Consider the following 24,297-nt stretch of genomic DNA (forward strand, 5'->3'; position numbering starts at 1 on the left):
GTGGCGGGTGCGGGCTGCGCCGCCCGGGGCGGGAGGCGGGGGGCACGGGTGCGACACGCCGGGTGCGTATTACCTCGCGTGACGCCCGGTGACCTCCGCTTGCACCCGGTGAAGCGGCGTAACGCGCGGGACAGCGCCGACGGGATGCCGCTCCCTAACGTTGCCGGCACCCCCTACCCGAAGCACCCGAAACAGGAGAACCCATGTCCCGTCCCGCATCGCGAATCGTCGCCGGTGCCACCGCGTTGCTCATCGCCGCGGCAACCCTCGCCGCGTGCGCGTCGCAGCAGCCCGCCACCGGCGGCTCCAGCACCGAGGCCGGCGAACCGGTCACCGGCGGCACCCTGACCTACCTGGAGTACCAGACGTACACCAACCTCTACCCGCCGCAGGCCGGGTTCTACCCCAACGGCGGTCTCGTGAACAACATCACGGCCCGGCTGACGTGGCAGAACCCCGAGACGCTCGAGATCGAGCCGTGGGTGGCCACCGACTGGACGGTGAACGAGGATGCCACCGAGTACACGTTCGACCTCCGCGACGACGTGACGTTCTCCGACGGCACCCCGGTGGATGCCGCCGCCGTCGCGAAGAACTTCGACACCTACGGCCTCGGCAACGCCGACCTCGGGCTGACGGTGTCGGAGGCGATCAACAACTACGCCTCCAGCGAGGTGGTCGACGCCGACACCGTGGCGTTCCGCTTCTCGGCGCCGGCCCCCGGGTTCCTGCAGGCGACGTCGACGATCAACTCCGGGCTGCTGTCGCCGGCGACCCTCGATCGCTCGCTCGAAGAGCTCGGCGCGGGCAATGCGACCGACATCGTGGGTTCAGGACCGTTCGTCATCACCGACGAGAAGCTCGGCACGGAGCTCACCCTCGAAGCACGCGACGACTACGACTGGGCGCCGCCGAGCTTCGAGCATCAGGGCCGGGCCTACCTGGATGAGATCCACCTCATCGTCACGCCCGAGGACTCGGTGCGCATCGGGTCGCTCCTGGCGGGCCAGGCGGACTACATCCGGTACGTGCAGGCCTTCGACGAGGCCCGCGTCGAGTCGAGCGGTTTCGACCTCTACGCTCCGCAGACGCGCGGCGTCAACAACGCCCTGAGCCTGCGGTTCACCAACCCGCTGCTGAGCGACATCCGCGTGCGCCAGGCGCTCGTCGCCGGCGTCGACAGCCAGGAGGTCGTCGACACGGTGTTCACCGAGAACTATCCGCGGGCCACGTCCGCCCTCAGCTCCTCGGCGCTCGGCTACAAGGACGAGTCGGAGTACTACGCGTACGACCCCGACAAGGCCGAGGAGCTGCTCGAGGAGGCGGGCTGGGAGCCCGGCGCCGACGGCATCCGTGAGAAGGACGGACAGCGCCTGTCGCTGGACGTCTACGAGGCCAAAGCGCAGCCTCTCTCGAAGCAGACCCTCGAGCTCGTCTCGCAGCAGCTGAAGAAGATCGGCGTCGAGCTCAACGTCAAGTCAGCCGATGCCGGCTCGTACGCCGAGGACATCAAGGATCCGCTCAAGACGCCGCTCTACCACTCGATGGTCGGGCGCGCGGACCTCGACGTCATCAAGAGCCAGTACTACACGAAGAACCGCAACACGCTGCTCTCCGACGACGCCGAGCTCGACCGCCTGCTGGAGGTGGTCGCCTCCACCGCCGACCCCGACGAGCGCATCGCGGCGTCGCAGGCCGTGCAGGACTATCTCGCGGAGCAGGCGTACGTCATCCCGCTGTTCGAGGAGCCGCAGGTCTACGGCGCAGCCCCTCATGTCCACGGCATCGAGTTCGAGTCGGTCGCACGTCCGCAGTTCTACGACGTGTGGCTCGACGAGACGCAGTAGGACGCGGGAGCTGAGCCGATGAGCTACGCGCTCCGACGCGCTGGGCAGGCCGCGATCGTCCTGATCGCGGCCTTCACGGCCACCTTCATCCTGCTGCAGCTGCTGCCGGGTGACGCGATCCTGATCAAGTACGACAACCCGGAGCTGGGATTGACGCCCGAGCAGATCGAGTCGATCCGGGTGGCCTACGGCGCGGACTCGCCGTGGTGGGAGCAGTACTGGGCCACCTTGACCGGCTACGCACATGGCGACTTCGGCTACTCGACCCAGTACGGGACGGGCGTCCTCCAGCTCATCGGCGAAGCGCTGGGGCCGACGGCCGCGCTGGCCACGCTCGGGTTCGCGCTGGCCGCGGTCATCGCATTCGCCATCGCGTTCCTCTCGACGCTCACCCCGTTCGGGTGGCTGCGGCGGGCGCTGCAGGCCCTCCCGGGGGTGTTCGTGGCGGTGCCGGTGTTCTGGCTCGGCATCCTTCTCATCCAGGTCTTCTCGTTCGGTCTCGGGTGGGTCCCGATCGTCGGCGCCGACCCGGTCACCGGACTCGTCCTCCCGGTCATCACCCTGGCGGTGCCGATCTCGGCGCCGCTCGCGCAGATCCTGGTGCGCAGCATCGATGACGTGCAGCTGCAGCCGTTCGTGACGGTGGTGCGCGCGAAGGGCGCGTCGCCCTCGTGGGTGCTGTGGCGCTCGGTCGCGCGCAACGCGCTGCTTCCCACGCTCACGATCGCGGGAGTGCTCTTCGGTGAACTCATCGGCGGCGCGGTCGTGACCGAGACGGTGTTCGGCCGCCCGGGCATCGGCCGGGTCACCGAGCAGGCGGTCGCCAACCAGGACATCCCCGTGCTGCAGGGCGTGGTCGTGCTCGCCGCGCTGACCTTCGTCGTCGTCAACCTCGTCGTGGACCTCCTCTACCCGGTGCTCGATCCCCGGCTGCGCAGCGGTGCACGCGCGGCCCGTACCCCGTCCGCCCCCGCGCTCCAGGAGGCCACCGCATGAGCGTTCCCGCCCTCACCCTCGACCATGTCCCACTTCCTGTCGTTCGAGGCCCCTCCAGACGACCAGAAGCGGGACATGCTCCCCGGATCTCGGGACATGCTCCACGGATCTCGGGCCATGCTCCCGGGATCTCGGGACATGCCGCACGGCGAGAGGGGGCGAAGCGATGAGCAGCCAGCTGACGACGCCGGTGACGGATGCCGAGACCGCCCTCGCAGCCTCCGACGAGGCATCCGGAACCGTTCTCGACCCCCTTGCACGGGATGCCGGCGCTCCGGTCGGCCTGCCCGCACGACGGTCTTCGGCGGCGCGCCTCTTCGCGCGTGGGCTCCGGCCGTCGTGGACGCTCGTCGTCGCGGTGGCGGTCATCGCGGTGGCCGTGCTGTGGGCCGTCGCACCGTGGCTCTTCACGTCGTATGACCCGATCGTCGGGGTCCCCGCCGAGAAGCTGCTGCCGCCGAGCGCCGCCCACTGGTTCGGCACCGACGCGATCGGCCGCGACCTGTACGCCCGCGTCGTGTACGGGGCGATCCACTCGCTCTCGGGCGCACTCATCGCCGTCACGGTCGGGCTCGCCGCCGGAACGGTCATCGGCGTCGTCGCGGGCTCGGTCGGCGGGTGGCTCGACGACGTGCTCATGCGTCTGGTCGACGTGCTGCTGTCGATCCCGGGCCTCCTGCTGATGCTGTCGGTGATCATCCTGCTGGGCTTCGGCACCGTGAACGCGGCCATCGCCGTGGGCGTCGTCAGCGTGGCATCGTTCGCGCGGCTGTCGCGGTCGGAGGTCGTGCGGGTGCGCCGCACGGACTACGTCGAGGCCGCGTTCGGCAGCGGGGGCTCGTTCGTCTCGGTGCTCCGCCGGCACGTCCTGCCCAACTCGCTCACCGCCGTCGTGGGACTCGCGGCTCTGCAGTTCGGCACGGCCATCCTCGCGATCTCGACGCTCGGTTTCCTCGGCTACGGTGCCCCGCCGCCGACGCCCGAGTGGGGTCTGCTCATCGCCGAGGGCCGCAACTACGTGGCGACGGCGTGGTGGCTGACCACGCTGCCGGGCCTCGTGGTGCTCGTAGTCGTGCTGAGCGCCAATCGCATCAGCCAGTCGATCGGAAGGGGAGCGCGATGAGCGTCCTGGAGCTGCAGGGACTGCGGGTGTCGTACCGGTCGCGCACCGCGCGACGAGAGGTGGTTCACGGCGTGGACCTGTCGGTCGCCGAGGGCGAGGTCGTCGCCCTGGTCGGGGAATCCGGGTCCGGCAAGTCGACGACGGCGCACGCCGTGATCGGTCTGCTGCCCGAGGGCGGTCGCGTCGACGGCGGGTCGATCGCCATCGGCGGCGTCGACATCACCCCGTGGAGCCAGAAGCGCCTGCGCGCGGTGCGCGGGGCGCAAGTCGGCCTCGTGCCTCAGGACCCGGCATCCTCTCTCGACCCGGTACGGCCGATCGGCGTGCAGGTGGGCGAGATCCTGCGTCTGCATGGCGTGCGGGATGCCTCGACCCGTCGCGGCCGCGTGCTCGAGCTGCTCGAGCGTGTCGGCCTGGACGACCCGGTCCTGCGGGCCCGGCAGCATCCCCACGAGCTGTCGGGCGGCATGCGTCAGCGCGTGCTGATCGCCACCGCGATCGCGCTGCGGCCGCGGCTGATCATTGCCGACGAGCCGACCAGCGCGCTGGATGCCACCGTTCAGCGGCGCATCCTCGACCTCATCGACGATCTCCGCCGCGAGGAGGGCACATCGGTGCTCCTGGTCACGCACGATCTCGGGGTCGCAGCCGACCGCGCCCAGCGGATCGTCGTGCTGAACCAGGGCCGGGTGGTCGAGCACGGGCCGAGCTCGCGCATCCTGTCGTCCCCACAGGATCCCTACACGCGTCAGCTTCTCGCCGACGCTCCGGCGCTCGCGGCGGACGGCTTCCGGCGTCCCGCACCGCCGCTCTTCCTGCGGGATGCCGCGGCCGCCGCGGCGGAGGACCCGTACGCCATCACCGCCGAAGGCCTCGTCAAGGAGTTCAAGGTAGCGGGGCGCGGTCGTGAGCCCTTCCGGGCGGTGGACGACGTGTCCTTCCAGGTGCGGCGGGGGACGACGCATGCGCTCGTCGGCGAGTCCGGGTCGGGCAAGACCACGACCGCGCGCCTGATCACCCGATTCCTCCAGCCGGACGCCGGGCGCATCGAGCTCGACGGTGCCGACATCGCGGGCCTGCGGGGCGACGCGCTGCGGCAGCTGCGTCGCCGTGTGCAGCTGGTGTACCAGAACCCGTTCTCGTCGCTGGACCCGCGGCAGAGCGTCGCGCAGATCGTGGCCGAGCCGCTGCACAACTTCCGGGAAGGCTCGCGCACGGATCGCGCGGCGAGGGTCGCGGAGCTCGTCGACCGGGTCGCACTGCCCCTCGACGCGCTGGAGCGTTCGCCGCGGGAGCTGTCGGGAGGCCAGCGCCAGCGCGTGGCGATCGCACGCGCGCTCGCGATCCGCCCGGAGGTCGTCGTGCTCGACGAGGCCGTGTCGGCGCTCGACGTCACCGTTCAGGCACGGATCCTCGAACTGCTCGAGACGCTGCAGCAGGAGCTGGGCCTGACCTACCTGTTCATCTCCCACGACCTGGCCGTGGTGCGTCGTATCAGCCACACCGTGTCGGTCATGCGTCGGGGCCGGGTTGTGGAGTCCGGCAGCACCGAGGAGATCTTCACCACCCCTGTTCACGACTACACGCGCGAGCTGCTGGCAGCCGTGCCCGGACGATCGGAGGTCGCGGCATGACCGTGTCGTCTCTCGCCTTCTTCACCCGCCTCCTCGACGAGGCGCCCGCCGCCGAGCGCTATCGCCTCGCTACCGACCAGATCCGTCATGCGGAGCGGTTCGGCATCGCTCGCGCCTGGGTCGCCCAGCATCACTTCCGCGCCGCGGAGGGCGGCCTTCCGGCGCCATTCGTGTTCCTGGCCCACGTCGCCGCGGCGACCACGGAGATCCGCCTCGGCACCGGCGTCGTGACGCTGCCGTTGGAGGATCCGGTCCGCGTCGCCGAGGACGCCGTCGTGGCGGACCTGCTCTCGGGCGGTCGCATCGACCTGGGCCTGGGCAGCGGCGGCACGCCGTCGTCGTTCGTCCCCTTCGGGCAGGACGTCGCAGACAAGGCGGCCGTCTACGAGGCCAAGCTCGCCGTCCTGCTCGACGCGCTCGCGGGTCGCGAGATCGGCGGCGGGAACACCCTCCACCCGGCCGCGGTGCCGGTCGGGGATGCCGCGCCGCTGGCCGATCGGGTATGGCAGGCCACCTTCTCTCCCGGCGGGGGCACGCGCGCCGGAGTCCATGGCCACGGACTGCTGCTCTCGCGCACCCAGCCGCGTCCCGCCGAGGCCCCGCGCGCCGCGCTCGCCGACCTGCAGCACCCCATCATCGACCGGTACCTCGATGCGCTGCCCAGCGGCGTTCCGCCGCGGGTCACGGCATCCCGCACCGTCTTCGTCGCCGACGACCGCGCCGACGCCCTGCGGTTCGCCGAGGCGGGTCTGCGCCGGGCGGCCGAGGGCTTCCGGCGGTCGGGACAGCACATCCCCGGGGACACGCTGCAGGACCTCATCGTCGCAACCGACACGCACCTCGGCACCCCCGAGGACGTCGTCGCCTCTCTCGCCGGCGACAGCACCCTCGAGCGAGCCACGGAGGTGGCGTTCCAGGTGCACTCCGTCGACGCGCCGCACGACTTCGTGCTGCGGTCGATCGAGCTGTTCGCCACGGAGGTGGCTCCGGCCCTGGGCTGGGGCATCCGCGATCAGTCCCTCGAACCACTCGGACGTCTGGGAAAGGAGACCCCATGACCACCGCGACCATCGACGTCGTCGACGAGCTCGCCGGCGTGCGCGCCGGAGACGCGCTCGACACACTGCGCCGACGGAGGCCCGTCACCCGAGAGCAGCTGCAGGCGAGCTACGACGCCCTCTTCGCCCCGCGGGACGACAGCGCCTTCCCGCGTGCGGAGCGTCTGCTCGTCGCCGCGTTCGCGACCCGCTCCACCGCCGATGACGCCACGGCGCGCTTCTACGCGGACGCCGCGCGGGATGCCGACTTCCCACGTGCGGCGCTCGTACTGGCCGAGGCATCCGCCGCCGCGACCGCCGGTCCGTTCGGCACCTACCGCGAGGAGGGCCTGCGGACGGAGAGCACTGATGGGCGTCGCTACGAGCCGAGCCTTGCCGCCCGCGACGCGCTCGGCGAGCGCCTGGCTGCCGCGCTCGTGCACACCCACCTGCTGACGTTCCGGCCGCGCGAGGCGGACGACGCCGCTCAGGCTCGCCTGCTCGATGCCGGCTGGAACCCCGACGGGATCGTCACCCTGTCGCAGCTCGTCTCGTTCCTCGCCTTCCAACAGCGCGTGGCCGCCGGGCTCCGCGCCATCGCCCGCACCCAGGAGGTCCCCGCATGACCGGCACCACGACCGACACCGCCGCCGGGCCCCTCGTCTCATCCCACGGCGCGCCGTACCCGCACGCGTTCACGCGCGCCGAGGTGGGCTGGCTCCCGTGGCTGGCGCCGCTTGCCGTCGACGAGCTCACCGAACGGCACTATGACGGACTGGTCGACCGGCCGCGTGCGGGGAGCGACTACTTCCGGCTGCTCGCGCGCGACCCGGAGATCCTTCGCGCCCGCACGCTCGTCGACAAGGACATCTTCTACAACACCGCCGAGGGACTCCCGCGCGCCGAACGCGAGCTGGCAGCGACCGCCGCCTCTCGGGTGAACGGCTGCGTCTTCTGCGCGTCGGTGCATTCGCGTTTCGCCGCCCACTACTCGAAGGCGCCCGACCTCGTCGACCGGCTGTTGGTCGAAGGCATCGGGGCGCAGCTCGGGGAGCGGTGGGACGCGATCGTCGCGGCGGCGGCCGCGCTCACCGCCACGCCCCTGGCGTTCGACGACAGTCACGTCCAGCGGCTGCGGGCCGTCGGCCTCGACGAGCTGGAGATCGCCGACGTCGTGCACGGTGCCGCGTTCTTCAATTGGGCCAACCGGCTCATGCTGTCGATCGGACGGCCGGTCGCGCCGCCGGAGGAGCTCTCATGACCGGGCTCGAGGTGCTCGACGAGGTGCCCGAGCCGCGGCTGCGGGTCGTCGGAGTCTCGGGGTCGCTTCAGGCGCCGAGCCGTACGACGGCGCTGGTGCGCTCGGTCCTCGACGAGCTGAGTGGCCGCGTACCCGCGGAGACCCGACTCATCGAGGTCGCCGCTCTGGGGCCGGGCTTCGCCGGGGCGCTGCGGCGCGCCGACGTCGCCCCCGAGGTGGAGGCGGCGCTGCGGGCCATCGAATCCGCCGACCTGCTGGTGGTGGCCAGCCCCGTCTACCGCGCGTCGTTCACGGGACTGTTCAAGCATCTCTTCGACTTCGTCGGCCAGTACGAACTGGTCGGGACGCCGGTGCTGCTGGCGGCCACCGGCGGGGGAGAGCGGCACGCCCTCATCATCGAGCATCAGCTGCGCCCGCTCTTCGGGTTCTTCCAGGCCCTGACGCTGCCGATCGGGGTGTACGCGTCCGACGACGACTTCGCCGAGCATGAGCTGGTCTCGCCGGAGGTGGTGCGCCGCGTGCGACAGGCGGTCGACCGGTCCCTGCCGCTCGTGGAGCAGGCGGCGCTCGTGCGCACGTCGGAGTACGTCGCCACCTGGTGACACGGCGCCGCGTGGGGCGGCGGCATCCTCTCCCGTCCCACGCGGCTCGACGCGCGCCCGCGCAGCGTCTAGACTGGCGCCCGTGTTGACCTGTCGGTGTTGTCGCCTCTGCCGTTGAAGCCCCGCTTCACGCAGACCTCCGCGACCCCGACCGCATCCCGCGCATGAGCGCGGCAACACCACAGGACCCATCGTGCGCTACGCCGAAAACGTCGCCGACCTCGTCGGCAACACCCCTCTCGTCCGCCTGACCCGCGTCACCGACGGCATCGCCGCGACGGTGCTCGCCAAGGTCGAGTACTTCAACCCCGGTGGCTCCGCCAAGGACCGCATCGCCCGCCGCATCATCGACGCCGCCGAGCGCGACGGGCAGCTGCGGCCCGGAGGCACCATCGTCGAGCCCACCAGCGGCAACACCGGCGTGGGACTCGCGCTGGTGGCCCTGCAGCGCGGCTACCGCATGATCTTCGTCGTGCCCGACAAGTTCGCCGGGCCCAAGGTCGACGTGCTGCGCGCCTACGGGGCTGAGGTCGTCGTGACCGACACCAGCGTGCCACCCGAGGACCCGCGGTCGTACTACAGCGTGTCGGACCGTCTGGTGCGCGAGATCCCTGGGGCGTTCAAGCCCAACCAGTTCGCCAATCCGAACGGCCCGCGAAGCCACTACGAGACGACCGGCCCCGAGATCTGGCGCGACACAGACGGACGCGTGACCCACTTCGTCGCCGGGATCGGCACCGGCGGCACCATCACCGGCACCGGCCGGTACCTCCACGAGGTCTCGCACGGCGCCGTGCGCGTGATCGGGGCCGACCCGGAGGGCTCGATCTACTCGGGCGGGCCGGTGCACGGGTATCTCGTCGAAGGGGTCGGCGAGGACTTCTGGCCCGACAGCTACGACCCCTCGGTACCCGACGAGATCCACCGGATCTCCGATGCGGAGTCGTTCGCGATGACCCGCCGCCTGGCCCGCGAGGAAGGACTCCTCGTCGGCGGGTCCAGCGGCATGGCGGTCGCCGCCGCGCTGCGCACAGCGCGCGATCTGCCGGCCGACGCCGTCGTCGTCGTGCTGCTTCCCGACCACGGCCGCGGCTACCTCAACCGGTTCTACGACGACGACTGGATGCTCGAGCACGGCTTCGAACTCGGCGCCCCGGCATCCCCCTCCCCGCGCGAAGCCCCGGGTTCGTCGGCAGGCCCGGGTTCGTCGGCGGGCCCGGCCCCATCCCGCGAGACTTCAGTGGAGCGCCGAGACAGCGGTCCGCAGGCGCAGTCTCGGCGCTCGGTTGAAGTCTCGCGGGTAGGAGACGGCCGGGCGCGGGCGACCGGCGGCAACGCGTCAGCCGACGAACCGGCGACGACCCACCACGAAGGAGCACGAGCATGACCGAGCCCACCGCAGACTCCGGCTTCGAGACGCGTGCCGTCCATGCCGGGCAGGCCTTCGACCCCACGACGGGCGCCGTGATCCCGCCCGTGCACTTCTCCACGACCTACGCGCAGGACGGCATCGGCGGCCTCCGCGGGGGATACGAGTACGGTCGCAGCGGCAACCCGACCCGCATCGCCCTGGAGACCCAGCTCGCGGCGCTGGAGGGCGGCGCCCACGCGCTGTCGTTCGCCTCGGGGCTGGCGGCAGAGGACGCCCTGCTGCGGGCGGCGCTGAAACCCGGCGACGAGGTGCTGCTCGGCAACGACGTGTACGGGGGGACGTACCGGCTCATCGCGCGCGTGCTCGGCGGCTGGGGCGTGGGCGTGCGGGTGGTCGACATGAGCGACCTCGACGCGGTGCGCGCCGCGCTCGAGGAGCGTCCCGCACGCATCGTCTGGGTGGAGACGCCGAGCAACCCGTTGCTGCGGATCACCGACATCGCGGGCCTCGCGCGACTCGGGCGGGATGCCGGTGCACTCGTCGTCGTCGACAACACCTTCGCCTCGCCCGCCCTTCAGCGACCGCTGTCACTCGGCGCCGACGTCGTGGTGCACTCCACCACGAAATACCTCGGCGGCCACTCGGACGTCGTCGGCGGTGCACTCGTGCTCGACGACGACGCGCTGCACGAGCAGGTGAAGTTCCTCCAGTTCGCCGTGGGTGCGGTCTCGGGTCCGCTCGACGCGTGGCTGACGACCCGCGGCATCAAGACGCTCGCGCTGCGCATGCAGCGCCACAGCGAGAACGCGCAGGCGGTGGCCGAGTTTCTCGCGGGACACGGCTCCGTCGCGCGCGTGTACTACCCGGGCCTGCCCTCGCATCCGGGACACGAGTTGGCCGCGTCGCAGATGAGCGGGTTCGGCGGCATCGTCTCGGTCACGCTCGCGGATGCCGCATCCGCACGCCGGTTCGCCGAATCGACGCGCCTGTTCCAACTCGCCGAGTCTCTCGGCGGCGTCGAGTCCCTCATGAACTACCCCGATGCGATGACCCACGCTTCGGTGCGCGGCACGGAGCTCGCCGTTCCGCCGGAGGTCGTGCGCCTCTCGGTCGGCATCGAGTCCGCGTCCGACCTCATCGCCGACCTCGATCAGGCCCTCGCCCGCCTCTGACGACGGCGGTCGGCACGGCCCGCCGTCGGACGTAGCCGGGCCCTTCCCGCTGTCGAGCTTCGGGTTTGGGGCGCACCCCAACGGTTCGGGGCGCGAGAAGTCCGCCCCGAACGGGCGCGACGCGCCCCAAACCGTGCGTGGGTGCCGGAGGGGAGCTCGGTCGTGGGGCTCGGACGCAGCTGGGGCCGCCGAGGCCGCAGGCGCCCCGGCCCCTCGGGTTTGGGGCGCACCCCAACGGTTCGGGGCGCGAGAAGTCCGCCCCGAACCGGCGCCGCGCGCCCAAACCGTGCGGGGGAGGGGAGCTGGGTCGGGGCTCGGACGCAGCTGGGGCCGCCGAGGCCGCAGGCACCGCCGGCCCCTCGGGTTTGGGGCGCGTCGCAACGGTTTGGGGCGCGAGAAGTCCGCCCTGAACGGGCGCGACGCGCCCCAAACCGTGCGTGGGTGCCGGAGGGTAGCTCGGTCGGGGCTCGGACGCAGCTGGGGCCGCCGAGGCCGCAGGCGCCCCAGGCCCCTCGGGTTTGGGGCGCGTCTCAACGGTTCGGGGCCCGAGAAGTTCGCCCCGAACGGGAGCGACGCGCCCCAAACCCTGCGGGGGGTGCGCACACGAGCTCGGTCGTAGGGCTCGGACGCAGCTGGAGCCGCCGAGGCCGCGCGCCGCAAACCCTGCGGGGGCGCGCGCACGAGCTCGGTCGTAGGCTCGAACGCATGAGTGCGAGTCCCGGCATCCGTTCGTCCGTACTGGCGGAGCCGCTGCGCATCGGCACGACAACGGTGCCGAACCGCATCATGCAGACGGCGCACTCGAAGCAGTACTCGGACCGCGTCGAGTCCGACCGCGAGACGGCGTACTACGTCCGGCGGGCGCGCGGCGGGTGCGGCCTCTTCGTCGCCGGCAACCACTTCGTCCACCCCACCGGGTCGATCCGGGGATTCGAGGACGCGTACCGGCCCGAGGGCGTGGCCGCGTCCAAGAAGATGACGGATGCCGTGCACGAGGCGGGTGCGCGGATCTTCGTGCAGCTCAACCACCACGGCGCCCAGGCGCAGCCGGACGGTCCGGACGGCCCGCGCGCGGTCTACGCGCCCTCGCGTCTGCTCTCACCGTCGACGGCGCACGCCACGCGCGAGATGGACCACGCCGACATTGCGGCGTTCGTGGCGGGCTGGGCGCTCTCGGCCGAGCACGCCCGCGAGGGCGGATTCGACGGCGTCGAGATCCACATGGCCCACGGCTACCTGCTGCACCAGTTCCTCTCGCCGCTGTACAACGCCCGCAGCGACGAGTACGGCGGCGACCTCGAGGGTCGCACCCGCTTCCCGCGCGAGGTGCTGCGCGCGGTGCGTGCGCGGGTGGGCGACGATTTCACCGTCGGCATCCGGATCGTCGCCAACGAGCTCCACCCAGACGGCATCGACGGCGCCGGCATGCGCGAGGTGATCGCGCGGCTGCGCGCGGAGGCGCGTATCGACTTCCTCGATCTCGCGGCGGGCGGGTATCACAACGTCCATTACGTCTTCCCCTCATCGCCCATGCCGTTCGCCTGGCTGCGTGATGACGTCGCCGCCGTCAAGTCCGCCAACCCCGATGTGCCGGTGTTCGGCGTGGGTGCGGCGACGTCCGTCGAGGAGGCCGAAGAGGTCGTCGCCTCCGGCATCGCCGACATGGTGGCCCTGACGCGCGCCCAGATCGCCGACCCCGATCTCGGCCGAAAGCTCACCGGTCGTGAGCCGGTCGACGGCGCCGAGCGCGGCATCCGTCATTGCATCCGGCTGAATCAGGGATGCCTCGGCCGCGGCAGCCGCGGACTGGCGATGTCGTGCACGGTGAACCCGATTGCCGGGCGTGAGCTCGAACGGGGTCCGCGCCCGCGCACCTCCACGCCGCAGCGGTGGGTCGTCGTGGGCGGAGGACCTGCGGGAATGCGCGCGGCGGTGGAACTGGCCGTCGACGGACATGCGGTCACACTCTGGGAGCGTGCGGACGAGCTCGGCGGCCAGCTGCAGCTGGCGCGCCGCGTGCCGGGGCGGGAGAGCGTCGGGTTGCTCGTGGACGACCTCACGCGCGACCTCGCCGCCACGGGGGTGGAGGTCCGTCTCGGCGTCGAGGCCACGGTCGACGCGCTGCGTGCCGAGCGAGCCGACGGGATCGTCGTGGCCACCGGGGCTCGCGCTCCCGGGTCGACGTCCCTTGCGCTCGGCGGGGCCTATGCCGGAGGCTTCCCGGCAGGCGCGACCATCGACGCCTTCGCCGCGGCATCCCTCGTCCCCGGGATGCCGGGGGCGGGCGTCGAGAACGCCGCAGCCACGCTCGGCCGACGGATCGCGGTCGTGGACGCCGACGGCACCGCGTACGCGGCGGGGATCGTGCTGTCGCTCCTGCCGCACGTCGACGAGCTCGAGCTCATCACACCGTTCGAGTCGGTGTTCCCGCACATCGGCGCGGGATACGACCGGCCGCTGCTGCTGGAGCGTCTGGGGTCGCACCGTGGCTTCCGGCGGCGCACATCCCATCTGGTCGAGCGCGTCGACGACGATGCGGTGCTCGTGCGCGACGCGCTGACCGGCGTCGTCGAGAAAGTCGGCGGGATCGGGGCTGTGGTCGCGGTCGAGCCGCGGGAGCCGGTGCGTATCCCGGGGCTCACGGACGGAACGGATGCCGCGACCCGTGTCGTCACGATCGGCGACGCGTTCGCCCCGCGCACGATCGACGCGGCCGTCTTCGAGGCGGTGGAACTGGCGTACGACGTCGCGGGTCTCGCCCGGCTTCGAGGCTGACCGGCGCCGGTCCCGCGAGCCGCGACGCGGCTCGCCGAGCCCGCCAGGGCGCGGCCCGACCCACAGGATGGGCGCAGCCCCGGCGAAGGGTGGTGGCTACGCTGGGCGCGTGGACCCCGTCGCCGCAACGCTCGTCATCCTGGTCCTCGCGGTGGTCGCCTTCGTCAGCAACCGCGTGCCGATCGGCGTCGTCGCGATCGGGGTCGCGCTGGCGCTCTTCTTCACCGGCGTGCTCACCCTGCCCGAGGCTCTGGCGGGGTTCGGCGACCCGACCGTGCTGTTCATCGCGGCGCTGTTCGTGGTCAGCGAGTCGCTCGATGCCACCGGTGTCACCGCCTGGGCCGGGCAACTGGTGATCGGCCGCGCCGGCACTCGGCGGACGACGCTCACGCTGGTCATCACGCTGCTCGTGGCGGGGCTGACCGCTCTCATCAGCATCAACGGCGCGGTCGCCGCGCTGCTGCCGTTGGTCGTCGTGGTCGCGGCGCGAGCGGGCATCGCGGCATCGAAGCTGCTCATGCCGCTCGCCTTCGCCGCATCGGCTGGCTCACTGCTGCTGCTCACGGGGACGCCCGTCAACATCCTGGTGTCGCAGTTCGCCGCGGACGGCGGCGGGCGCCCGTTCGGCTTCTTCGAGTTCGCCCTGGCCGGCATCCCCGTCGTGATCGGGACGGTCGTGATCCTGCTGCTCGGCGGTCGGCTGCTGCCGGACCGCACCGGTGCGCTGATGCCGGTGGATCTGGTGCGACACGTGCGACTGCTGCGCCAGCAGTATTCGCTCACGCTCGACACCGGCACCCTGCTGGGTCCGACGACGGGAGTGACCGAGGTCGTCGTCGCGCCTCGGTCTCCGCTCATCGGCGTGCACGTCTGCGTCGGCATGACGACCTCGGACGGCGACCTCGTCGTGCTGGGAGCGCGCCGCGGCGACGAACCCCTCAAGGACACGGAGTTCCAGGTGCAGGCGGGGGACGCGCTGCTGCTGCAGGGCACATGGGACGACCTCGTGCGGCGCACGAGCGGAACCGGGGTGCTCGCCGTCGACGATCCAGCGCAGCTGCGACGGTCCGTGCCGCTCGGACGCGGCGCCAAGCGTGCGATCGGCATCCTGCTGGCCATGGTCATCCTGCTGGCCACCGGACTCGTACCGCCGGCGGTCGCGGCGCTGCTGGCCGCGTGTGCCCTGGTCGTGAGCCGCACAGTCACCGCGACGCAGGCCTACCACGCCGTCTCGTGGACGACGATCGTTCTCATCGCCGGCATGATCCCGCTGTCGACCGCGTTCATCACCACGGGCACGGCAGACCTCGTGGCGAACGGGATGCTGTCGCTTCTGGGCGATGCCGGTCCTCACGTCGCACTGCTCGCCCTCTGTGGGCTGACCCTGGTGCTGGGGCAGCTCATCAGCAACACCGCGACCGTGCTGATCGTGGCGCCCATCGCGATCGCGGTCGCGCAGGCGCTGGACCTGTCGGTGCAGCCCTTCATGATGGCGCTCACCGTTGTCGGCGCCGCTGCCTTCCTCACGCCCATCGCGACGCCCGCCAACCTCATGGTGATGGAGCCGGCGGGGTACCGCTTCAGCGACTACTGGCGCCTCGGCCTGCCGCTCGCGGTCTTCTTCCTGGCGGTGGCGGTGCTGTATGTACCGCTCATCTGGCCTTTCTGATCCGCCGCGGTCTCGGTCCGCGGCAGCGGCCGCCGCCCGTGCCCGCCTCGGCCGTGCGCGCCGCGGCCGCCCGTGCCCGCCGGTGGCCCGCCGCGGGCCTGGCCGCCGGCCTCGGCCGCCCGTGCGCGACCGCCCGTGCCCGCCGCGGCCGCCCGCGCCCGCCGATGGCCGCCCGTGCCCGCCCGCGGATCCGTTCAACAGGTCAACCGGGCCTCCGCAGGAGGGCCGAGGGCGTGAACGTCCTGTGGAAGCGCGGTTGACGTGTGGGATGACGCGGGCTCACGCGTGCTCGGCCCGAGGGCGTGCACGGGGGTTCGGCGCAGCCGCCGGCCCGCCCGCTGCGTGCGCCGGTGCCCGCCCGCGGATCCTTCAACAGGTCGACCGGCCCTCCACAGGAGGGCCGAGGGCGTGAACGTCCTGTGGAGGCGCGGTTGACCTGTGGGATGACGCGCACTCGCACGCGCACTCGCACTCGCACGCGCCCTCACGCGCGCACTCGCACGCGCACGCGCATGCGCACCCGCACTCGCACTCACGCGCGCCTGGCCGCGCGTCGCCCCGGGTGGCCGCCCCGGGCGCGCGCCCGACGTGGGATCAGGCGGCCGACCAGCCGCCGTCGCTGGGCAGGATGACGCCGTTGATGTTGACGCCGTCGTCGCTGAGCAGGAACGTGATCGACGCGGCCAGCGCGTCGGCCTCGACGGGCGTCGGCATGACGGCCATCGCGGCCTGGACGCGCTGGGCTCCCAGCGGCGACGCGAACGACGCCTCGATGTTGGTGATGGTCGGTCCGGGGGCGACGGCGTTGACCCGGATGCCGCTCGGGCCGTACATGAACGCGCTCGACTTCGTCAGGCCGGCGACGGCGTGCTTGGAGGCGGTGTAGGCAGCCCCGGCCGCGGAGCCGCGCAGTGCCGCCTCCGACGCGGTGTTCACGATCGAGCCCGCGCCCTGGGCGAGCATGCCAGGGATGACGGCGCGCATGAGCTTCATCGTGCCCTCGACGTTGACCCGGAACACCCGCTGCCATACCGCGTCGGTTACTTCGCCGACCGGCGTCATGTCGTCCATGATCCCGGCGATGTTGGCGAGGCCGTCGACGGTGTCGCCGGCGGCCTCGAGGATCCGTGCGATGTCGGCGTCGTCGGTGATGTCGGCGACGAGCGGCAGGATGTCGGCGCCGGGGTGGTCTGCGGCAAAGGCGTCCAGGCGCGCCTGGCTGACGTCGACGGCCACGACCCGGCCGCCCTCGCGAGCGACACGGGAGGCGGTCGCCCGCCCGATACCCGAGCCCGCGCCCGTCACGATAACGGTCTTGCCGGCGAACCGCCCCTCGTCCACACGCTCCGTCCACGTGCGCACCGCGACCGCGGGGGCGGACGGCGCGTCGGATCCCGCGGAAGCCGGGTTGATGGTGTTCATATTGCGATCCTCTCTACCGGACAACTATGTCCGGTAATAGGCTACACCCGTGCCGAGCCCAGCGACACCCTCTGTGCCACGCCGCGAGAACCGTGGTCCCGCCGCCGCCGCGGACAACCGGCGTGCGCTGATCGAGGCGGCACGGGAGGTGTACGCGGAGGGCGGCCTGGGTGCCCCCTTCAGCGCGGTCGCCAAGCGAGCGGGGGTCGGTCAGGGGAGCCTGTACCGCCACTTCCCGGATCGCACGGCGCTGGCCGTCGCCGTCTTCGAAGACAACGTGCGGGACCTCGAGGAGTACACCGCCAGGCCGGAGCGGACCATCGACGATCTGCTGGATCGCGTCGTGGATCAGGCTGTCGTCTCGACGGCGTTCATCGAGCTGCTGACCGCCGACCTCTCCGACGCGCGGACGGCGGCGCTGGGGGCGCGATTCCGGGCGCTGGTGGAGCGGCTGGTCGCCCGTGATCGCGCCGCGGGGCGCGTGGGCCACCACATCGAGACGGAGGATGTGACGATGGCGACCGGGATGCTGGCTATGGAGCTCGCCCGCACCCCGCCGGGCCAGCGTGCCGAGGTCGCCAGGCGAGCGCGCCGCCTCTTCACCGCGGCACTCGCGCCCAGGTGAACCGGGTTATGCTCTGGCCATGGGCAGGTTCATCTACGACACCAACACCAACTCGGTCGACATCGAAGACCGCACGCTCGCGCATCTGCGCATCGTCATGATGAACAAGCTCCGCCGCTCGGAGCCGTTCATGTTCGACGTCGAGATCGGCGACGGCAGCGGCCGCCGCAGCTTCTGGATCCACCCCTCGGTGCCGATCCAGTTCCACTTCTTCGGCAGCCGTCAGCCGCGCATCAACCGGCTCTGGGTCGAGGAGCTCATGCTCGCGGCGAGCGGGCCGAACGGTCTGACCATCCTGCCCGAGCCCGAAGACGACGAGCCGCCGACCCTCGAGGGGTGAACCTCAGGACTTGACGTCCTCCGCCTTGATCTCGGATCCGCCGACCGTGAGCCGGTCGACATCCAGGCTCTCGACGTCCACGTTGCCGAGCGACACGTTCGGGCTACCGGCGTCCTGCTGCCCAGGCTCGGGCGCTGCCACGGGCACCGGACCGGTGTCGAAGTGCTCGGCGATGAGCATGATGCCGCCGGTGGAGCTCGCAGAGTTCGCGAGCTCCTCGATCCACTCTCGGCTCAGCTCGGCCGGCTCGGGGTCGTCGAACACGAACCGCAGCGGGATCGACGGGTGCAGCCAGATCGTGCTGCGTCCTCGCGGCTGGTCGTCGGGATGCCTCCAGGACACCGTGAAGCTCTCGTCGCGCCGCAGCTTGGTCGCGATCACGACCTTCAGGTGTGCCAGTGCCCGGTCCTCGATATGGATCGGCATCGCGCCGCCGCCGTAGTAGATGGTGCCCACGGGCCAACCATAACCCCTTCGCCGGGTTCCCGCTCACCGCACTGCGGCGTCATGTGGAGCCCCGGATGATGAGGCGGGTGGGAAGCACCAGGGGAGCGGAAGGCAGCGGCGCGCCGGCCGCGGCATCCGCCAGTGCGCCCACCGCTGCCGCAGCCATCTCGCGGATCGGCTGACGCACGGTCGTCAGAGGCGGTGTCAGCCATCGTGCGCCACGCAGGTCGTCGAACCCCACGATCAGGACGTCGTCGGGGATGCGTCGCCCGGTCGCGGCCGCCGCAGCATAGACGCCCGCGGCCATCTCGTCGGAGCACGCGAACACTCCGAGCCGCTCGCCCGGACGCAGACCCCGCAGGAGGGGCATGATGGCCTCGCGCGCGCCCGGCCCGCTCCAGTCGGCCTGCAAGGCGACCAGGTCCGCGCCGGGGAGCGCGAGCCGCAAGCCCTCGCGGAAGCCGGTGTTGCGAGCCCGGCCGTACCGGTACGGCGGCGAACCGAGGACGATCGCGAAGCGCGTCGCTCCGCGCTCCACGAGGTGCTCCGCCGCTGCCATGCCGCCGTCCCGATCCGTCGTCCGTACGCTCGGCAGCCCGTGCGTGGTCTCGGCCTGCGGGTCCATGAGTACGAGTGGGATGGGCCCCCGTGCCGCCGCGACTGCGTCGAGGGGCGAGGCGCCGGGCGGGGATGCCGTGAGCGAGGCGAGCTGCGAGGCCGTCGGCGAGATGAGCCCCAGCACGACTCCGGCCGAGCCCCGGCGCCTGATGCGCGCCGGCCAGTCGTCGTCGGGGGTGTCGCGCTCCTGCGTGAGCACCAGGTCGTACCCCGCCTCGGCGGCGGCGCTGCGGGCGCCCGCGGTGACCTCGTCGGAGTACGGGGTGTGGAACCACCCGAGAACGAGGTCGAGCAGACGGCCGGCGCCGGGCGGACGGCCGCCCGCAGCGGTGTCCCGTGCGTAGCGCAGCGTGCTCGCCGATGCGAGCACGCGACGACGGGTGGCGGGCGCAAGATCCCCTCGACCCGACAGCGCGCGTGAAGCCGTGCCGACGCTCACACCGGCGTGCGCCGCGACATCGGCGAGGGTCACACGAGCCATGAGTCAAGTTTTGCGCAACTTCCTCGACCGCCGCCACGCGCAATGGCATCGTCGGTGCCTGGAAAGGGCCACCTCGATGACGACGACACCCCCGCTGCGGATCGCGCTGATCGGCACCGGCTTCATGGGCCGCATGCACACGCAGGCCTGGCGTACCGCCCCTCGCTTCTTCGACCTCCCGCGCGCGCCGCGTCCTGTGCTGCTGGTCGGGCGGCGCCCCGAGGCGACAGCCGAGGCCGCCGACCGGTGGGAGTGGCCGGAGCACACCACGGACTGGCGGGAGGCCGTGGACCGCGATGACATCGACGCGATCGACATCTGCACTCCCGGAGACACCCACGCCGAGATCGCCGTGGCCGCGCTGGCTGCCGGCAAGCACGTGCTGTGCGAGAAGCCGCTGGCCAACACCGTGGCCGAAGCGCAGGACATGACGGATGCCGCGACCGCGGCCGACGCGGGCGTCATCGCGATGTGCGGCTTCAGCTACCGGCGCACACCCGCCCTCGCGCTCGCGCGCGAGCTCATCGCGCAAGGCCGCATCGGCGAGATCCGCCATGTGCGGGCGCAGTACCTGCAGGACTGGCTGAGCGATGCCGATGCTCCCCACACCTGGCGACTCGACCGCGCTCGCGCCGGCTCCGGCGCTCTGGGCGACATCGGCGCCCACAGCATCGACACGGCGCAGTGGCTGACCGGTCAGGACATCGCGGCGGTCTCGGCCACCACGCGCACCTTCGTCACCTCCCGCCCGCGCCGGTCCGCGGTGGAGGGTCTGGGCGGAGTGGCCGCCGACACGACGGACCGGCTGCCCGTCACGGTCGACGACGCGGCGGCCTTCACCGCCCGCTTCGACGGCGGTGCCTTCGGCGTCTTCGAAGCCACCCGCATGGCCACCGGCCGCCGCAACGCGAACCGCATCGAGATCAACGGCGACCGCGGGGCGATCGCGTTCGACTTCGAGCGCATGAACGAGCTGGAGGTGTACGACGCCGCCGCCGATGTCGCACAGGGCTTCCGGCGCGTGCAGGTGACCGAGGCGCAGCATCCGTACGCCGGCGCGTGGTGGCCAGCCGGACACGGGCTGGGTTACGAGCACCTGTTCACTCATCAAGCCGTCGACTTCGTCCGGGCGATCGCCGGTGAGATCCCGGTCTCGCCGAGCTTCGCCGACGCGGCCCAGGTGCAGCGCGTGCTCGCCGCGGTCGAGCAGAGCGCCGCTACCGACAGCATCCTCACGCCGGTTTCGGTCGTCGAGCGAGCCCAGCGAGACGAAACGCCGTCGAACAACTCAGAAGGGAACCCCGCATGACCCGCACCGCCCTCGTCGTCCGTGGCGGATGGGAAGGACACCATCCCGTCGAGGCGACCGAGCTGTTCCTCCCGTTCCTCCGCGACAGCGGCTTCGAGGTCACCGTCGAGGAGGACCCCGAGGTGTACGCCGACGCCGATCGAATGGGTGCCACGGACCTCGTGCTGCAGTCCGTCACCATGTCGCAGGCATCCCAGGAGGCGATCCGCGGCCTGCGCGACGCGGTCGCGGCGGGGACCGGGCTCGCCGGCTGGCACGGCGGCATCGCCGACTCCTACCGTGCCAGCTCGGACTACCTGCAGCTGGTGGGCGGACAGTTCGCGACCCATCCGTCCAAGCACCCGGACGAGGTGCATGGCGATCAGTCCGACAACTACCTGGAGTACACGGTCGAGATCACCGACCTCGGCCGCACGCACGACATCACCGCCGGCATCGATGATTTCCAGCTCGTCACCGAGCAGTACTGGGTGCTCCACGACGACCTGATCGACGTGCTGGCGACGACCACCCATCCCGTCCAGCCGTACCATCCGTGGCATCGCCCGATCACCTCGCCCGCCGTGTGGACGCGCGAGTGGGGTCAGGGGCGTGTGTTCGTCGCGACCCCCGGGCACAGCCTGGATGTGCTGCAGGATCCGAATGTGCGGACGATCATCGAGCGGGGGATGCTGTGGGCGGCGCGGTGACCGGGGTCGGCATCGTCGGGCTGGGCTACATCTCCGGCCAGTACCTGCAGACGCTGCTCCCGGCATCCCGTGTGCGGATCGTCGCGGTCGCCGACCTCGACCCGGCACGGGCTGAGGCCGCTGCCGAGCAGATCCCCGGTTGCCGGGCGCTGACGACCGAAGAGCTCGTCGCGGACCCTGCCGTCGAGGTGGTCCTCAACCTGACGATCCCCGCCGCCCACGCCGAAGTGGCGCTGGCCGCCATCGCCCACGGCAAGGCGGTGTACGGCGAGAAGCCGCTGGCCGCGACGCTCGCCGACGCGACGCGCATCATGGATGCCGCGACCGCTGCGGGCGTCCGCGTCGGCTCCGCCCCCGACACGGTGCTCGGCACCGGCGTTCAGACCGCCCGTGCCGCCGTCGACGACGGTCGCATCGGCCGTCCGGTGTCGGCGTCGGCGATGTGGATCTCGCCGGGGCACGAGGCGTGGCATCCGCACCCCGACTTCTATTACCGCGAGGGCGGGGGCCCGCTGCTGGACATGGGGCCCTACTACGTCACGTCGCTCGTGCAGCTGCTCGGGCCGGTGAGCGCCGTCTCGGGAGCCGGTTCACGCTCCCGCGACCAGCGCGTCATCGCGTCGGGGCCCCGCGCGGGCGAGAGCATCGATGTCGAGGTCGACACGCACCTGACCGGCATCCTGCACCACGCATCCGGAGCGATCTCCACGATCACCATGAGCTTCGACGGCGTACGGTCCACGGCCGCCCCGATCGAGGTGCACGGGGTCGAGGGGTCCCTTCTCGTTCCCGACCCCAACATGTTCGACGGCGACGTGCAGCTGCACCCTCGCGGTGACCAGTGGTCGACGCTCGAGCCGTCGGCCGGGTACGCGGACTCGGGCCGCGGGATCGGGCTGCTCGACTTCGTGGCCGGTCCCGGGCGCGCCGACGGCGCGATGGCCCTGCACGTGCTCGAGATCATGACCGCCTTGGCCGTGTCGGCGGCCTCCGGCGCGCGAGAGAAGCTCCGCACCTCGGTCGAGCGTCCGTCGCTGGTGCCCCTGACCTCCGCCGAGACCTGGACGAGCCTGTGACCGCCGCGCGCGTCGTCGTCGACCTCGACGTCCCCGGTGATGTCATCAGCCGGCATCTCTACGGGCATTTCGCCGAGCACCTGGGGCGGTGCATCTACGGAGGGTTCTGGGTGGGTGAGGACTCGCCGATCCCGAACGTGCGCGGCATCCGCTCCGATGTCGTGGACGCGCTCCGTGCCCTCGGCATCCCGAATCTGCGCTGGCCGGGCGGGTGCTTCGCCGACGAGTATCACTGGCGCGACGGCATCGGTCCGCGTGAGAGCCGGCCGCAGATGGTGAACACGCACTGGGGCGACGTGGTGGAGAACAACCACTTCGGCACCCACGAGTTCATGGACCTGTGCGAGCTGCTCGGGGCCGACGCATACGTCAACGGCAACGTGGGCAGCGGCACCGTGCGGGAGATGAGCGAGTGGATCGAGTACCTCACGCGCGACGGCGACAGCCCCATGGCGCGACTGCGGCGCGAGAACGGCCGCGATGAGCCGTGGCGGGTGCCGTTCTGGGGCATCGGCAACGAGGCGTGGGGCTGTGGCGGGAACATGACGGCGCAGCAGTACGCCGCCGAGGCGCGCCGGTACGGGACGTTCTGCCGGGATCACGGCGACAACCGGCTCTACCGCATCGCTGCCGGCGCCGCCGACGATGACCTCGTGTGGACGCGCACGCTCATGGAATCGCTCGGATGCCTCACCTGCTCGCAGCAGCCGGCCCCGGTGTTCCAGGCGATCTCGTTCCACTACTACACGCATTCCGGAACCGGCATACGTACGGAGCCGGCGACGGAGTTCTCACCGGAGCAGTTCTACGGGACGATGCGGAAGGCGCTCGACATCGAGCGCGTCATCCGCGGCCACGAGGCGGTCATGGACTCCTACGACCCCGACCGCAAGATCGGTCTCGTGCTCGACGAGTGGGGCACGTGGTGGGACGTCGAGCCGGGCACGAACCCGGGCTTCCTCTTCCAGCAGAACACGGTGCGCGACGCGCTCGTCGCGGCGGTGCACTTCGACGCCTTCCACCGGCACGCCGGGCGGCTGGTCATGGCGAACATCGCGCAGACGGTCAACGTGCTGCAGGCGATGATCCTCACCGACGACGACGGTGCGATGGTGCTCACGCCGACGTATCACGTGTTCGAGATGAACCGCGGCCACCACGACGCCACGGCGCTCGCGGCGCACGTGCTCGACGCACCGGTCGTGGCGGGCGACGTGCCCGGGCTGTCGGCATCCGCCTCGACGCGCGACGGCTCAGCGCTGCTGTCGCTGTCGAACCTGTCGCTCGATGAGCCGCTCGACGTGCGCGTGGATCTCCGCGGGCGGGGTGCCGCCGTGCGCCGGGCCCGCGTGCTGAGCGGGACGGATGCCGCTGCGCACAACACGCCCGAGACGCCGGACGCCGTCGCCCCGGTGCCGTTGCCGGCCGCCATCGATGCCGGGGTGCTCGCCGTCACGCTGCCGCCCCACTCGTTCGCGACGGTCGAGCTGATCTCGCGTAACCGCGCTCCCGGGGTCGGGGGCGGGGCGGGCCAGCCGGGGCCGGGGCGGGGCATCCTGTTGCCGCGGTCGTTCAATAGTCAACCGCGCGTGCAGGATGCCCGGGCGCGGGTGGTCCTGTGGAACGCCGGTTGACCTGTGAACGCTGAGGTACGGGAACGCATGCCGATTGGCTGCGCCCGGGGCCGCCTGGGCGGCATCCGCTTGCGTGTTCGCTCAACAGGTCAACCGCGCGTGTGCAGGATGCCCGGGGTCGTGGTGGTCCTGTGGAAGGCCGGTTGACCTGTTGAACGGTGAGTTGGC

General features: G+C 71.7%; 20 protein-coding genes and 1 pseudogene. 18 read left to right on the top strand and 3 right to left on the bottom strand.

What is annotated here, in order from left to right; genetic code table 11:
• Positions 1-203 precede the first annotated feature (203 nt).
• The 12 genes from C9992_RS15020 (at position 204) to C9992_RS15075 (ending at position 15,488) form a co-directional block, all read left to right on the top strand.
• Complete coding sequence (locus C9992_RS15020; protein ID WP_106816462.1) at positions 204-1,847, top strand: TIGR04028 family ABC transporter substrate-binding protein; 1,644 nt, start codon at positions 204-206, stop codon at positions 1,845-1,847.
• An 18-nt stretch (positions 1,848-1,865) separates the two neighbouring features.
• Positions 1,866-2,843, top strand: coding sequence for an ABC transporter permease (locus C9992_RS15025; RefSeq protein ID WP_106816463.1), 978 nt, complete (start codon positions 1,866-1,868; stop codon positions 2,841-2,843).
• A gap of 166 nt (positions 2,844-3,009) precedes the next feature.
• On the top strand, positions 3,010-3,966 hold the full coding sequence (locus C9992_RS15030; RefSeq protein WP_106816464.1) for an ABC transporter permease: 957 nt from the start codon (positions 3,010-3,012) through the stop codon (positions 3,964-3,966).
• Positions 3,963-5,600, top strand: a complete 1,638-nt coding sequence (locus tag C9992_RS15035) for a dipeptide ABC transporter ATP-binding protein (protein WP_106816465.1) — start codon at positions 3,963-3,965, stop codon at positions 5,598-5,600. The genes C9992_RS15030 and C9992_RS15035 overlap by 4 nt, the downstream gene beginning before the upstream one ends.
• The gene (locus tag C9992_RS15040; protein WP_106816466.1) at positions 5,597-6,658 is read left to right on the top strand and encodes a putative FMN-dependent luciferase-like monooxygenase; all 1,062 of its coding nucleotides are present in this window, start codon (positions 5,597-5,599) and stop codon (positions 6,656-6,658) included. Before C9992_RS15035 ends, C9992_RS15040 begins: the two co-directional genes overlap by 4 nt.
• Entirely contained in the window at positions 6,655-7,263 is a 609-nt protein-coding gene (locus C9992_RS15045; protein ID WP_106816467.1) for a CMD domain protein, read from the top strand. The genes C9992_RS15040 and C9992_RS15045 overlap by 4 nt, the downstream gene beginning before the upstream one ends.
• Entirely contained in the window at positions 7,260-7,898 is a 639-nt protein-coding gene (locus C9992_RS15050) for an alkylhydroperoxidase domain protein (protein ID WP_106816468.1), read from the top strand. The genes C9992_RS15045 and C9992_RS15050 overlap by 4 nt, the downstream gene beginning before the upstream one ends.
• Positions 7,895-8,500, top strand: a complete 606-nt coding sequence (gene msuE, locus C9992_RS15055; RefSeq protein WP_106816469.1) for an FMN reductase — start codon at positions 7,895-7,897, stop codon at positions 8,498-8,500. The genes C9992_RS15050 and msuE overlap by 4 nt, the downstream gene beginning before the upstream one ends.
• Before the next feature lie 193 nt (positions 8,501-8,693).
• Positions 8,694-9,887, top strand: coding sequence for a pyridoxal-phosphate dependent enzyme (locus tag C9992_RS15060; RefSeq protein ID WP_235008267.1), 1,194 nt, complete (start codon positions 8,694-8,696; stop codon positions 9,885-9,887).
• Positions 9,884-11,044, top strand: coding sequence for a cystathionine gamma-synthase (locus tag C9992_RS15065; RefSeq protein ID WP_106816470.1), 1,161 nt, complete (start codon positions 9,884-9,886; stop codon positions 11,042-11,044). Before C9992_RS15060 ends, C9992_RS15065 begins: the two co-directional genes overlap by 4 nt.
• A 705-nt stretch (positions 11,045-11,749) precedes the next feature.
• On the top strand, positions 11,750-13,819 hold the full coding sequence (locus tag C9992_RS15070; RefSeq protein ID WP_106816471.1) for an oxidoreductase: 2,070 nt from the start codon (positions 11,750-11,752) through the stop codon (positions 13,817-13,819).
• A 109-nt stretch (positions 13,820-13,928) separates the two neighbouring features.
• A complete protein-coding gene (locus C9992_RS15075; RefSeq protein WP_106816472.1) occupies positions 13,929-15,488 on the top strand; it encodes an SLC13 family permease in 1,560 nt (519 codons plus the stop codon).
• Positions 15,489-16,082: 594 nt separating this feature from the next.
• Here the strand turns inward: C9992_RS15075 and C9992_RS15080 are convergent.
• On the bottom strand, positions 16,083-16,910 hold the full coding sequence (locus C9992_RS15080; RefSeq protein WP_106816473.1) for an SDR family NAD(P)-dependent oxidoreductase: 828 nt from the start codon (positions 16,908-16,910) through the stop codon (positions 16,083-16,085).
• 49 nt (positions 16,911-16,959) lie between these two features.
• Here C9992_RS15080 and C9992_RS15085 point away from each other — a divergent pair, with 49 nt between their 5' ends.
• Entirely contained in the window at positions 16,960-17,535 is a 576-nt protein-coding gene (locus C9992_RS15085) for a TetR/AcrR family transcriptional regulator (RefSeq protein WP_106816474.1), read from the top strand.
• Between the two features lie 19 nt (positions 17,536-17,554).
• A complete protein-coding gene (locus C9992_RS15090; protein WP_106816475.1) occupies positions 17,555-17,875 on the top strand; it encodes a DUF7882 family protein in 321 nt (106 codons plus the stop codon).
• 153 nt (positions 17,876-18,028) lie between these two features.
• Here C9992_RS15090 and C9992_RS15095 read toward each other — a convergent pair.
• Both C9992_RS15095 and C9992_RS15100 read right to left on the bottom strand, forming a co-directional pair.
• Positions 18,029-18,331, bottom strand: a pseudogene (locus tag C9992_RS15095) (DUF7882 family protein); the annotation flags it as partial.
• 49 nt (positions 18,332-18,380) lie between these two features.
• The gene (locus C9992_RS15100; protein WP_106816476.1) at positions 18,381-19,421 is read right to left on the bottom strand and encodes a LacI family DNA-binding transcriptional regulator; all 1,041 of its coding nucleotides are present in this window, start codon (positions 19,419-19,421) and stop codon (positions 18,381-18,383) included.
• A 76-nt stretch (positions 19,422-19,497) separates the two neighbouring features.
• On the opposite strand from C9992_RS15100, the gene C9992_RS15105 reads away from it, so the two are divergent.
• The 4 genes from C9992_RS15105 to C9992_RS15120 are packed head-to-tail and all read left to right on the top strand — an operon-like array spanning position 19,498 to position 24,129.
• Positions 19,498-20,730: a Gfo/Idh/MocA family protein gene (locus C9992_RS15105; RefSeq protein WP_106816477.1), complete on the top strand. Its 1,233-nt coding sequence runs from the start codon at positions 19,498-19,500 to the stop codon at positions 20,728-20,730.
• Positions 20,727-21,419, top strand: coding sequence for a ThuA domain-containing protein (locus C9992_RS15110; protein WP_106816478.1), 693 nt, complete (start codon positions 20,727-20,729; stop codon positions 21,417-21,419). The genes C9992_RS15105 and C9992_RS15110 overlap by 4 nt, the downstream gene beginning before the upstream one ends.
• The gene (locus tag C9992_RS15115; RefSeq protein ID WP_235008268.1) at positions 21,416-22,495 is read left to right on the top strand and encodes a Gfo/Idh/MocA family protein; all 1,080 of its coding nucleotides are present in this window, start codon (positions 21,416-21,418) and stop codon (positions 22,493-22,495) included. The genes C9992_RS15110 and C9992_RS15115 overlap by 4 nt, the downstream gene beginning before the upstream one ends.
• Positions 22,492-24,129: an alpha-N-arabinofuranosidase gene (locus C9992_RS15120; RefSeq protein ID WP_106816480.1), complete on the top strand. Its 1,638-nt coding sequence runs from the start codon at positions 22,492-22,494 to the stop codon at positions 24,127-24,129. The genes C9992_RS15115 and C9992_RS15120 overlap by 4 nt, the downstream gene beginning before the upstream one ends.
• The last annotated feature ends 168 nt before the right edge of the window (positions 24,130-24,297 follow it).

Source organism: Microbacterium timonense (assembly GCF_900292075.1).
GTDB classification, from domain to species: Bacteria; Actinomycetota; Actinomycetes; order Actinomycetales; family Microbacteriaceae; genus Microbacterium; species Microbacterium timonense.

Bases quoted from the DNA above. Each gene is read 5' to 3' on its own strand.
- C9992_RS15020 (WP_106816462.1), top strand. From the start codon at position 204: ATGTCCCGTCCCGCATCGCGAATCGTCGCCGGTGCCACCGCGTTGCTC.
- C9992_RS15025 (WP_106816463.1), top strand. From the start codon at position 1,866: ATGAGCTACGCGCTCCGACGCGCTGGGCAGGCCGCGATCGTCCTGATC.
- C9992_RS15030 (WP_106816464.1), top strand. From the start codon at position 3,010: ATGAGCAGCCAGCTGACGACGCCGGTGACGGATGCCGAGACCGCCCTC.
- C9992_RS15035 (WP_106816465.1), top strand. From the start codon at position 3,963: ATGAGCGTCCTGGAGCTGCAGGGACTGCGGGTGTCGTACCGGTCGCGC.
- C9992_RS15040 (WP_106816466.1), top strand. From the start codon at position 5,597: ATGACCGTGTCGTCTCTCGCCTTCTTCACCCGCCTCCTCGACGAGGCG.
- C9992_RS15045 (WP_106816467.1), top strand. From the start codon at position 6,655: ATGACCACCGCGACCATCGACGTCGTCGACGAGCTCGCCGGCGTGCGC.
- C9992_RS15050 (WP_106816468.1), top strand. From the start codon at position 7,260: ATGACCGGCACCACGACCGACACCGCCGCCGGGCCCCTCGTCTCATCC.
- msuE (WP_106816469.1), top strand. From the start codon at position 7,895: ATGACCGGGCTCGAGGTGCTCGACGAGGTGCCCGAGCCGCGGCTGCGG.
- C9992_RS15065 (WP_106816470.1), top strand. From the start codon at position 9,884: ATGACCGAGCCCACCGCAGACTCCGGCTTCGAGACGCGTGCCGTCCAT.
- C9992_RS15070 (WP_106816471.1), top strand. From the start codon at position 11,750: ATGAGTGCGAGTCCCGGCATCCGTTCGTCCGTACTGGCGGAGCCGCTG.
- C9992_RS15080 (WP_106816473.1), bottom strand. From the start codon at position 16,910: ATGAACACCATCAACCCGGCTTCCGCGGGATCCGACGCGCCGTCCGCC.
- C9992_RS15090 (WP_106816475.1), top strand. From the start codon at position 17,555: ATGGGCAGGTTCATCTACGACACCAACACCAACTCGGTCGACATCGAA.
- C9992_RS15100 (WP_106816476.1), bottom strand. From the start codon at position 19,421: ATGGCTCGTGTGACCCTCGCCGATGTCGCGGCGCACGCCGGTGTGAGC.
- C9992_RS15105 (WP_106816477.1), top strand. From the start codon at position 19,498: ATGACGACGACACCCCCGCTGCGGATCGCGCTGATCGGCACCGGCTTC.
- C9992_RS15110 (WP_106816478.1), top strand. From the start codon at position 20,727: ATGACCCGCACCGCCCTCGTCGTCCGTGGCGGATGGGAAGGACACCAT.